Annotated in this window: 9 protein-coding genes; 2 read left to right on the forward strand and 7 right to left on the reverse strand. The window is 44.5% G+C overall.

What is annotated here, in order from left to right:
• Nucleotides 1–624: 624 nt before the first annotated feature.
• Nucleotides 625–3,555, forward strand: coding sequence for an urea ABC transporter substrate-binding protein (gene urtA, locus QUA33_RS22710; RefSeq protein ID WP_333151365.1), 2,931 nt, complete (start codon nucleotides 625–627; stop codon nucleotides 3,553–3,555).
• Between the two features lie 590 nt (nucleotides 3,556–4,145).
• On the opposite strand, the gene QUA33_RS22715 is transcribed toward urtA, so the two are convergent.
• Together QUA33_RS22715 and QUA33_RS22720 are read right to left on the reverse strand one after the other, a co-directional pair.
• Nucleotides 4,146–4,838, reverse strand: a complete 693-nt coding sequence (locus QUA33_RS22715) for a histidine phosphatase family protein (protein ID WP_333151367.1) — start codon at nucleotides 4,836–4,838, stop codon at nucleotides 4,146–4,148.
• A gap of 298 nt (nucleotides 4,839–5,136) precedes the next feature.
• Nucleotides 5,137–5,619 (reverse strand): hypothetical protein, encoded by a 483-nt coding sequence (locus QUA33_RS22720; protein ID WP_333151369.1) that lies wholly within the window; start codon nucleotides 5,617–5,619, stop codon nucleotides 5,137–5,139.
• A 180-nt stretch (nucleotides 5,620–5,799) separates the two neighbouring features.
• On the opposite strand from QUA33_RS22720, the gene uvrB reads away from it, so the two are divergent.
• Entirely contained in the window at nucleotides 5,800–7,812 is a 2,013-nt protein-coding gene (gene uvrB, locus QUA33_RS22725) for an excinuclease ABC subunit UvrB (protein ID WP_333151371.1), read from the forward strand.
• A gap of 72 nt (nucleotides 7,813–7,884) precedes the next feature.
• On the opposite strand, the gene QUA33_RS22730 is transcribed toward uvrB, so the two are convergent.
• From QUA33_RS22730 to QUA33_RS22750, 5 genes are read right to left on the reverse strand one after another with little or no spacing between them, the layout of a single operon-like run.
• Nucleotides 7,885–8,262, reverse strand: a complete 378-nt coding sequence (locus QUA33_RS22730; protein ID WP_333151372.1) for a type II toxin-antitoxin system PemK/MazF family toxin — start codon at nucleotides 8,260–8,262, stop codon at nucleotides 7,885–7,887.
• On the reverse strand, nucleotides 8,246–8,926 hold the full coding sequence (locus tag QUA33_RS22735) for a DUF433 domain-containing protein (RefSeq protein ID WP_333151374.1): 681 nt from the start codon (nucleotides 8,924–8,926) through the stop codon (nucleotides 8,246–8,248). Before QUA33_RS22735 ends, QUA33_RS22730 begins: the two co-directional genes overlap by 17 nt.
• Before the next feature lie 20 nt (nucleotides 8,927–8,946).
• The gene (locus tag QUA33_RS22740; protein WP_333151376.1) at nucleotides 8,947–9,159 is read right to left on the reverse strand and encodes a hypothetical protein; all 213 of its coding nucleotides are present in this window, start codon (nucleotides 9,157–9,159) and stop codon (nucleotides 8,947–8,949) included.
• A gap of 17 nt (nucleotides 9,160–9,176) precedes the next feature.
• Nucleotides 9,177–10,805 (reverse strand): DGQHR domain-containing protein, encoded by a 1,629-nt coding sequence (locus QUA33_RS22745; protein ID WP_333151378.1) that lies wholly within the window; start codon nucleotides 10,803–10,805, stop codon nucleotides 9,177–9,179.
• A gap of 3 nt (nucleotides 10,806–10,808) precedes the next feature.
• On the reverse strand, nucleotides 10,809–11,363 hold the full coding sequence (locus QUA33_RS22750) for a GIY-YIG nuclease family protein (RefSeq protein ID WP_333151380.1): 555 nt from the start codon (nucleotides 11,361–11,363) through the stop codon (nucleotides 10,809–10,811).
• Nucleotides 11,364–11,586: the final 223 nt, after the last annotated feature.

Below are 11,586 nucleotides of genomic sequence, written 5' to 3' on the forward strand. Positions count from 1 at the left end.
GCCCTTAGAAAAAGCGTTGAAAGCGTCAGATAAAAATTAACACAGCTCACTCAATATGTTGGTACAATTATCAACCATACACATCTCATAGTCGGGTTTGATCTTACACGCTAGCTAATTTAGGATGATTGCATTTACGTGCTACAACTTAACTATACATAAGCTTTGATTGTTTTCGGAGATGTGTTCTACAGAGGGACAGTGGTTTTTGAATTAGGGATAACCCTTCCTTTTCTGACCTTTTTTACAGCGTCTATAAAAGGTAGATATAGAAGCCCAAGCGCGTTCCGCACTGGGTTTACGGGCGGCTGACTTGAGCTTTTTCGCAAAAGCGAACTATGCAGGCAATATCTTTACAGAGTGCGTACAACATAGTCTTACTAATATCTGCGTTGTCCATCCAAACTCTGACAGCTTTTTTTCTAATGAACTGGCCTGTTCGGATGGCTTCATCAAGTGCACAGTATTGCTCTCTCGTTCTGTTTTTTAGCTTTGCTTTTCTTACTATTATGGTATGATTATATCAAACTTCAGCACTTTTTATCCAGGAAAGTCCTAGATAAAAGCCGCACATAAGTGCGGGGCTTTAAACCCCATTTTTCGGTAAAAATTATCTAAAACCCTATGGGAGCAAGGAGCAGTAACCCCCTCGAAGCAGCCGGCTCGACTCGTGAGCCGATCAAAATAGGCGTGTTGCATTCGCTGACGGGCACGATGTCCATCAGCGAAATTTCTGTTAAAGATGCGACGCTGTTGGCTGTTGAGGAAATTAATGCGGCGGGAGGGGTGCTCGGACGCCCCTTGGAACCGGTTATAGAAGATGGAGCCAGCGATTTGCAAACTTTTGCTCAAAAAGCTAAGCAATTGCTCTTTGAAGCTCAGGTGGCGGTGGTATTTGGCTGTTGGACTTCGGCGAGCCGCAAAGCTGTACAGCCGGTTTTCGATCAGGGCAAAGGGTTGCTGTTCTATCCGGTTCAGTATGAAGGGCTAGAACAGTGTCCGAATATTTTCTACACTGGTGCTGCCCCGAACCAACAGATTGTGCCTGGGGTGAATTACTTGCTGGCACAGGGGAAGCGGAAAATTTTCCTGTTGGGTTCGGATTATATCTTTCCCCGCACGGCAAATCGGATTGTGAAAGCTCAACTGGCTGCACAGGGGGGAGAGTTAGCGGGGGAAGTGTATCTGCCGCTGGGATCGAGGGAAGTGGGCGAGGCGATCGCACATATCTTAGCAGTGAAACCAGATGCTATTCTCAACACTCTCAACGGGGACAGCAATGTGGCTTTTTTCCAAAAGTTGCGGGAATCTGGCGTGAAACCCGATGATTTGCCAGTGATGTCGGTCAGCGTAGCAGAAGAAGAAGTGCGGGCGATCGGGCCGTCCAATATTGCCGGACATTTGGTGGTGTGGAACTATTTTCAAACGGTGGATACACTGGAAAATAGTAAATTTGTCAAGGCTTATAAAGCCCGATACGGGGAAAATCGAGTCACCGATGACCCCATCGAAGCGGCTTATTTGGGCGTTTACCTGTGGAAGCAAGCAGTAGAAAAAGCTGGTTCGACAGATGTGGTTAAAGTCAGGGCTGCTGCTAAAAATATTGAGTTTGCAGCGCCATCGGGCAAGGTAAAAATAGATGCCCAAACGCAGCATACCTGGAAAACAGTACGCATTGGTAAGGTGAGGTTGGACGGTCAAATTGAGGAAATTTGGAATTCCGGCGCACCGGTTCGGCCAGATCCTTTTCTCAAAGGCTATCCTTGGGCGGCGGCACTGGCTACGAGGGGAATTGCTCTGGGAACTCGGGCGTCTTTGAGCGGGCTGTTTGTGATCTTGGTGCTGATAACTTGGATGGCCGTGGGAGTTGGGTGGATGGGTTCTGTGGAGATGAAGAACTATTTGCTGACAATGGACGCTGCATCAGCTCCGGCGGCGGGGGTTCCTGAAGCGGCAATGGCGGTGCTGGTGCAGCAAACTCTCTTGGTGGCGAGCCGCACTCAGCACTGGCTGCTGGCAGCTTTGGGTTTGAGTTTGATCGCGGGGATAGTGGCTTTTGTGTCGGTGTCGGCAATTATTCGGAATCTCGGCTTGCTGCGGGAAACTGCCGAACAGATGGCGAGCGGTGATTTGACGGCTCGATCGCCTGTGGTTTCTAATGATGCGATCGGGGTGCTATCTTCTACTCTCAATACGATGGCTCAGCAAATTAGCAGTTTGCTCAACGGTTTGGAAGTGCGGCAGCGGCAGCTAGAGGAACGATCGCGCGAATTGGAAGTTGCTAAGAACGCTGCCGAAGCTGCTAACCGGGCGAAAAGCACTTTTTTGGCAAATATGACTCACGAGTTGCGGACGCCCTTGAATGCGATTATTGGGTACAGCGAGCTGCTGCAAGAAGAGGCTCTGGAACTCGGCGAAGAAGAGTTTGTGATGGATTTGGCAAGCATTAATATGGCAGGCAAGCAGTTGCTCACCATTATTAGTGACATCCTGGATATTTCTAAAATTGAAGCAGGAAAGGTGACTCTTTTTTTAGAGACTTTTGAGGTGTGGAATTTGATCGAGGAGGTTGTCACTACTGTTCAACCCCAGCTAGGGAAAAATGGCAATACTTTGATGGTCAATTGCGATCGCAATATTGGCACTATATACTCCGATTTGTCAAAGCTGCGGCAAGCGCTGTTGAATTTGGTGACCAATGCTGCTAAGTTTACCGATCGAGGCAAAATTACGATTAATGTTTGGAAAGAAGAAGGGGAGGTTTTGCCGATCGACAATTCCGAAGAACTCTCGGCAGCTTTTTCTCGGTGTCAACAGCCTGCGATCGTCTTTCAAGTAACTGATACCGGCATCGGCATGACTGAGGATCAGGTGTCGAGGCTGTTCGCAGCTTTCGCTCAAGCCGACGATTCTACTACCCGCAAATACGGCGGCACCGGTTTGGGGCTGACAATTAGCCGGAAGTTTTGCCAGATGATGGGCGGGGACATTACGGTTGATAGCGAGTTTGGCTGCGGTTCTAGTTTTACGATCCGGTTGCCGATTGCAGTTACAAGCCCGAAAGAAGCGCAGGACGATCGAGAAACCGCAGAAATGCAGCCGAAGTCTTCCGACGACGATTTAGAAACGAGTGCAGAATCGACTGAAGCGAAGCAAAAAGCAGTGCGATCGCAAGCGCTGGAGCTGCCCAATGCTGCTACTGTCCTAGTGATTGACGACGATCCGGACGCGCGGGATTTGATGACCCGCTGCTTGTCGAAACAGGGATTTCGGGTGCGATCGTCGGCTAGCGGTCAAGGGGGGCTTCTGTTGGCTAAGGAGTTGCTGCCCGACGCGATTATTCTGGACGTGATGATGCCGAGTATGGACGGCTGGGCGGTGCTGTCGGCATTGAAAGCCGATCGAGATTTGGTTGATATTCCAGTGATTATGATAACTTTTTTGGACGACCAAAATCAGGGTTGGGAATTGGGAGTGGCGGAGTATGTCAGGAAGCCTGTGGATTACAAGCGCTTTGCTGCTTTATTGAGTAAATATCAGAGTCTGAGGAAGTAGTTATTAGTCATATCTATTCAGGTGGCACGAACAAGATATTGTTGACTGTTAACTGTTGGCTGTTGACTAAAATTATGCTTTTGGAACAACTGACTGTTTAGACATTTAAACAATACCGATGTAACCGCAAACGATATCAGCAGTCATTAGCCCTTGAACTATGAAATGTGAAAAATGAACTATTAACAGTACAGTTGTGAACTATTAACAGTTATAGCAACCGCGAAGACGCTGAGGACGTTATTAATTGTTGAAATTATTGCTTGGATAGTTTTCTGCGGAAGGTAATCTGCTAAGCTGTCGCGCATTTAAATTGTATGTTGAGGGCGGGCGGGACGCCCACCCCACAAGAATTTGATTGTTTTTTAACAGACAATTTAAATGTAGAACAGCTTATAACTGTTACCACTTACGAAAAATATTAAAATATTTGGCGGGCGTTGCTGAATCACGGTAGGAAAATAGATAAGTTGGAAATTCCGAAGATGTTCTGACCCGCCGGTTTCATTTTTTGCAGATTGAGTCGTTCATACCATAAATCAGCAACCCCACTCTGGCGTTGGTTGGGGCATTGTTCCAGTGAAGGTAGGTTACGAGGGTCGATCGCCTGCATCGCTCGCCACAGTTGCATCGGGTGCTGCAGATTCTAGCTCCGGTGGCAGATGGTTGGTAATGAAGGAACTCCAATGAGCTATCCCATCTGAATCAAATTCCATCTGCAAAATTGACGCATTCGGTACTCTAAATCCTCGCGAAAATCCCAAAAGCCGATTCATGGCAATGGCATCAATTACCGTTGGGTTAGCCAAAATCTGCCACAGCATTGCTTTGATAAAAAATCCATGTGAAAAGACAACTACAAAACCGGATTGTTGTTGCAACTGGTTTAGGAAAGTTCGGACTCGTTCCATCAGTTGAACCAACGATTCGGCGTTGGTTCCATCGACATATTCTGGGTCGCAGCGGTCCCAGTAAGCTTTGCTCAAAGGTTTGCGATCCAGGGTTGTGGTTGGTTGGTCGAGCTGTAGATCCAGATAGGTAAATTCCTGAACTTGCCAAACCTCAACGGGTGTATGTGGAAATTTTTCAATCAATGGTTGAGCAGTGAGTTGTGTCCTTAGATAAGGTGAAGTCACAATCAAGTCTGGAGTTTGTTTAACGGCGGTTGGAATACATCTTGATTGTCGGTCGCCCAATTCACTTAAGGCATTTTCATGGGGCCCAATAGTTGCCAACCCTGCATTGGATTGACTTTGACCATGACGAATAATCCAAATAGACACGGTTTGATATTCCCTCTCATTTAATGCGTCAAAATCACTTCGAGGGCGTTGCTGAATCACGGTATGAAAATAGATAAGTTGGAAATTCCGAAGATGTTCTGACCCGCTGGTTTCATTTTTTGCAGATTAAGTCGTTCATACCATAAATCAGCAACGCTGATTGTTAAAGTTTGCAGGGTTAAATAAATCACTTGAGACGATTCAATTGGTAGATCGCGTTCGTCAAGCAGTTCTCGAAAAATGTTTCATTAGTCATTAGTTAACAGCTAAAAACTAAAAACTAATGACTAACGAGTAATTAATCTAAAAATCCCATTAAGGTCGAGCTGTCGTCAATTTCGTTTGAGGCAATCGGGCGGTTTCCTCCCATTGTGGAGTAAACTTCATCAATGTGAAGAGTGCTGATTGCAATAGGGCGAGCACCGGACATACTGAACATTTCACTGACTTGCATGGCGCTGGAACCGATCGGGCGGTTGCCCATTGTCGCAACCACTTCAAAGTCGCTGGATTCGACCGGGCGATTGGCTACAATGCCGTAGGTTTCGCTGATGTGCAGGGTGCTGGCGCCGATCGGGCGGTTCCCCGATATCGAAACGGTCTCGCTGATGGTAAAATCGTCTGGGCCGACGGGGCGGTTGTCATGCAGGAGTTGCGGTCGATAAAGTTGAATTCCTGTTGCTTTGGCATCCGTGGGTTCTGTAGCTTGGCTTTTGGAACCGCCTTTGCCGCGGCGGGCGATCGCTTTGCCTTTGCCTGTACCTGTACTGCTCGTATCCATAATTCTTTTCCTCGCTTATTGCTGTTGATTGCTGGGTTTGGACAACTGCTTTTCTTGGCTTTCTGCTTTCTATTTCGGCCGATGATTAAAATAATATTACAAAGTCTAACTATTTTTTTAACGAAATTGCAGAATCTCTGCATTTTTGTTAAGATTTATGGGTAATAGCTACATTTTCCTATGGTAACTGCGGCAGCATCTTTTCAATTGCAAGCGCCCTTCCAGCCCACAGGCGACCAACCGCTAGCGATCGAGCAACTCGTCAAAGGCATCGAAGCGGGCGATCGATTTCAAACCTTACTCGGTGCCACAGGTACGGGCAAAACCTTCTCCATTGCCTCGGTCATTGAAAAAGTCGGCAGACCCACCTTAGTCCTAGCACACAACAAAACCCTGGCAGCTCAACTGTGCAACGAACTGCGAAATTTTTTCCCGAACAATGCAGTCGAATACTTTGTCAGTTATTACGACTACTACCAACCTGAAGCATACATTGCCGTCACGGATACTTTCATTGAGAAAACGGCAGCAATTAACGATGAGATCGATATGCTGCGGCACTCCGCCACGCGATCGCTCTTTGAACGCCGCGACGTAATTGTAGTTGCTTCAATTAGCTGCATCTACGGTTTGGGAATGCCCGCAGAATACCTGAAAGCATCTATCCCTTTGCGAGTAGGAATGCAAGTCAACCAGCGGCAAGTTTTGCGCGATTTAGTCAACGTCCAATACACCCGCAACGATATAGATTTAGGCAGAGGCAAATTTCGCGTCAAAGGCGATGTTTTGGAAATTGGCCCCGCTTACGAAGATAGAATTATTCGCGTCGAATTCTTCGGCGACCAAATCGATGCCATTCGCTACGTTGACCCCGTAACAGGTAAAATCCTGCAAAGTTCAACGGCTTTAAATATTTATCCAGCGCGCCACTTTGTCACGGCAGAAGATAAATTAGAGGCAGCTTGCCAAGGGATAGAACTCGAATTAGAAGACCGACTGGCAGAATTTGAAAAAGACGGTAAACTATTAGAAGCTCAGCGGTTGGAACAGCGCACGCGCTACGATTTGGAAATGCTGCGCGAGGTAGGATACTGCAACGGAGTCGAAAATTATTCGCGGCATTTAGCCGGAAGAAATGCGGGGGAACCGCCAGAATGTTTGATTGATTATTTCCCCAAAGATTGGATGCTGGTGATAGATGAATCTCACGTCACAGTGCCGCAAATTCGGGGGATGTACAACGGCGACCAAGCGCGCAAAAAAGTATTGATCGAACACGGTTTTCGCTTGCCCAGCGCGGCAGATAACCGCCCTTTAAAAGCAGAGGAATTCTGGGCAAAAGAGAATCAGTGCATCTTTGTTTCTGCTACGCCTGGGGATTGGGAAATGGAGATATCGGAAGGCAGAGTTGCAGAGCAAGTAATTCGCCCTACCGGAGTAATAGATCCGACTATTTTCGTGCGCCCGACGGAAGGACAAATTGATGATTTGTTAGGCGAAATTAAGGAGAGAGTAAGTCGGGACGAGCGAGTTTTGGTGACGACTTTAACCAAGCGGATGGCGGAAGATTTAACCGAATATTTGCAGGAAAGGGCGATTAGAGTGCGGTATTTGCACTCGGAAATTCAGTCGATTCAACGCATCGAAATTATCCAAGATTTGCAGGATGGTAAGTTTGATGTATTGATTGGTGTTAACTTGCTGCGGGAAGGTTTGGATTTGCCGGAAGTTTCGCTGGTGGTAATTTTGGATGCGGATAAAGAGGGGTTTTTGCGATCGGGACGTTCGTTGATTCAAACGATTGGAAGGGCGGCGCGGCACGTTCAGGGACAGGCTATTTTGTACGCGGATAATTTGACGGATAGTATGGTTAAGGCGATCGACGAAACGGATCGACGCCGGGGGATTCAGCTAGCGTACAATAAGATGCACGGGATTACGCCGCAGCCGATCGCGAAAAAGCGATCGAGTAATGCGATTTTGGCATTTTTGGACGTGTCGCGCAAGCTGAATTCTCAGCAGTTGGAGGAGGTTTACGAACAGGTAAACGAGTTATCTTTGGATGAAATTCCTCAGTTAATCGGGCGGTTGGAAGCGCAGATGAAGGCGGCGGCTAAGAAGTTGGAGTTTGAGGAGGCGGGTAAATTGCGCGATCGGATTAAGCATTTGCGGGATAAGCTATTGGGACATTAAGCTTGTTGTCAGGGAATTGAGGGGGATTTTTAACCGCAGATGCACGCAGATAAACGCTGATGAAGGGATAATTCAAAAGCCAAACATGGCTTTTAGTCCATTGGCGATCGGCTGATACTCTTCTGCGGTTAAATCTCCTCGGTAGCCCAAAACACGCTTTATGTCTACAGCGCGTATTTGATCCAGCAACACTGTAGAGTCATAGCGTATGTTTCCCATTCCAGCCTGAAGCTGCGGATATAGCGTTGAGTTTCGTGTCGCCCAATCTCCTTGTTGTGTCGTCAAGGGAACGACTATTACCAACAAAAACCGCGTTATCCCTGTGACATTTGGCAAAGCTACAATTACGGCAGGTCGAGTGTTTTCCTGTTCGCGACCGGGGGGAATTTGAGCCGGGAAGTTAACTAGCACTACAGCCCTCACCTGCAAAAAATTAGGTAGCTGACTCACAAATTTTCTCTAGCTTTTTATTGCCAATGTCGATCGGGTTTGTTTCTTGAATCCGCCATTTAGCATAGGCGATAACTTCTTTAAAGTCTGCTTCTTCAAGTTCTGGATAAGTTTGGCGTATTTCTGCTGTAGAATAGTGAGACGCCATCATTGAGATGATAGTTTCAACAGTTATGGGTAAGTGGCGAATGCAAGGTTTTCCCCCCATGAATTCTGAATCGGAGGTAATTCTAGTAAATTGCTGGATATCTTCTTTGGTATTCGTTGCACTTTCATTGTCCAGAATTACCATTCCCACTCCCGGAATAAAACGCACAGGCTTTGTGCCTTCGAGGGGGTCTACATCTCCCCAATCATAGGGGGGAATTTCATTATCGACGAGGTAAAGTTGACGCCAAGGCGATTTTGCCAATGCTTCCTCGGAAATGTCAGGAAAAAATATTAGCACTTCTCCGATGCCAACGGGAAAACCATTGAGTTTGCTCAAGCCATCTATAATGGCGGCTAGAACTGATAAGTCTAGGTGGTTGAGGTTTTCGGCTTTTGCGATCAGTTGGTATACGGTTTCAGGATTGAGTGTTTCGCCCACAGCTTCGACTAAGTTTTCGGGGGTGAAACCTCGACATTTCAAGTATTCGGCTAGTTGTAAGCGAATTGTACTCATGGTTTTAGTTGAGAAAGATTTTAGGGTGAAGTGCGATCGCCCTTTACCATTGTCCTATTTTTTGGATGGGAAGGGCGATCGTACTTTCTATGAGATTCCGAGTCTGTCTGCTGCATATTCGCGATCGTGCCCAGAGGAGGTAATGCCGTAAATTTTGGGCGGACATCCGGCATCTCCGGCTTCTTCTCGGCAATTGTCGAAAAAAGTTTTGTTACATCGCTATCTTTGAACACCTCGTCAAGTTGATAGCTTAATCTTTTACTTCTTCCGTTTCTTTGAAAATATCCTCATCATCTTCAATTTCATCAGATTCTTCTTCATCTTCCTCAAAAGAGTCAAGCGAATCTCGAACTTCAGCAAAAGAATCATCCGATTCAGAAGATTTTTCTATCTGCTCATCAATAAATTCAACTTCCGGTAATATCACATGAAAATCTTTTCTCCAAACGGAAATCAAAGATTCATTCCAGTTAACCTCGCTGCTGACATCATCTCTAGTACGTTTTATCAAGTCTCTTACGCCCTCAGAGGAATCTAGCAATATCATTCTAACCAGGTCTATACATTTATCAGTCCCAGAGCCTGTAGTGATCATGGTTAGTTTTTCATTGGGTCGCACTAGAACACTAGACCAATGGGGTGCATTTCGGTTAAAAAATCCCTCTTTATCCATTTTAGTAATACTAAGCGATATCGCATCAAGAATCGCTGGAATACGGTACTCTATTCTTATCTTAAGTAGGAACCTTGAAACAGCGGAAAAAAGAATTTTTTGCCCTAATATAGTATACAAAATGTTAGAATCTCGTAATTCTTTTATAGTTGCTTTTTGGTTTGCACTTAATCGAGATTGCTCCGGTTGAGTAGGAATATTGATACCAACGTAATTAATCTGTGCTACCCAATCCTTGAATGGCTGAAGTTCAGTGAAAAACCACTTAAGCAATGCTTTTGTACTTATTTCAGGAAGTTTAGGATGAGACTCGTAATAATTTGCCAGAGCCATATTACGCTCAGTTGGTGAATTGAATGATTTCTTTAAAGCTTGCTTCTGATAATCTTTCAATAGTTCAATAGTACATTGGCTAACCAAATCTAGAGTCGTTAAATAGGGTTCTGATTGGGTCAAGTTTCTTGATTTGGAAGACCATTTAACAAATTTATCTTCAAGCACTTCTTCCTCTAAAAGTTTTCTAGGAATCAATGCTGATATTTTACTATCATCCAGCAATAATTGAGTTTGTTTATCGATTGATTTTGCAGTCTTGTTGATAACTGTAAAAATATTGCGAGTTGCTTTGATTATTTCATCTCTTACTGTTTCGCTTAAGTCGGCATGACCAACTCTACCAAGATTACCAAATACTAGATAAACAACTGGTATGTCAAAAGTTTCGTCGCAATTGAAATTCTCATTTATTTGTTGAGGAGTTAAAGGCTCTTTTCCAGTATAGGCGTTCCAGTATCTCTTTAATGAAAGAAGTCTATGTTGACCATCAATTACAATTCTAGCTACGTTTTTATATAGCTTTAAATTGACCCATTTTTCAACAGTTTTTCCCTGACTACTAACTTCAGAAAAGTCCCAAAACTCTCTTTGGTTATTCGAGTTGGGCAAAAGTACAACTACAATTGAATTAAAAAAGCGAATTCCACCCTGTGCGAGGTAAGAAAATATTTCTGTATTCGCTCTGTTTTCATCTAGTTTTCTCTGAACTCTTTCAGAAAAGCTCCAACTGCCTTGAATTTCATCAGCAAATCTAATATTTTCAACGGCATCACTTTGATCGAGAGTTGTTATGAAGTACCTAACTTCACCAAATTTACCACTGATTGCCTTATATTCTATCGTCTCTGGAGACTGATTATCTAATTCCATTTTCTAACTCCTCTGTGTATTAAACTTAGGTTGACATAGTTGAATTAACAGACTTTCTAACTCTCTAGAAATGTTTTTGGGGCAAGGTAAACAAACGAATAAAAATTCATCAGGGGCTCTGGAGTTTCCGTACCTTGATAAAAAACCATCGTCTCGATCCAAATGTTGGATAAATCTATCTCTTAAGTTGCTTGCTGTGCCGATGTAATCGGGGCGTTGGAAAATGCTACATGAGATCAGAAGACTTTTTAAAATTCTTCGTTCTTTAGGCTGAGAAACCGCTTGGATAAATTGCCCCATTTTTTGAGACAAACCAACTGACTCTCCACAAGTATCGACAATAAACTTACTTCTATTATCTTTTTCGGCAAATTTTGTTTTAAATACTGTACTTTTTAAACGATTATCTACACCATCAAACAAGTTATTTTCTAAAAAATCAAAAGCGTGATAAAAAGCATAAATCCCGGATTTTTCAGGAAGATCATCGGCTGCAGATATAGTTGCTGTTACTACAGTAAAATTTTTAAAAAAGTTGTCGTGGACTGTTTCTTCCATAGAGTAAAATTTTAAAAAGTATCGCTCACTTTTAACAATTAGCAGTATCTCACTTTTATTGCATGACTGGAGGAAGCTGTAACAACTCGTAACACCTCAACAACAGGGCGATCGCCTTTTACCATTCTCCTATTTTATGGATGAATCAGGGTAAGAGCATCTCAATCAAGCTTGACAAAAGGAGTTGAGAACAGTCATCATATAATCATTATTCATAGAAGCC

Source organism: Microcoleus sp. Pol14D4 (genome assembly GCF_036701245.1).
Taxonomy (GTDB): Bacteria; Cyanobacteriota; Cyanobacteriia; order Cyanobacteriales; family Microcoleaceae; genus Microcoleus.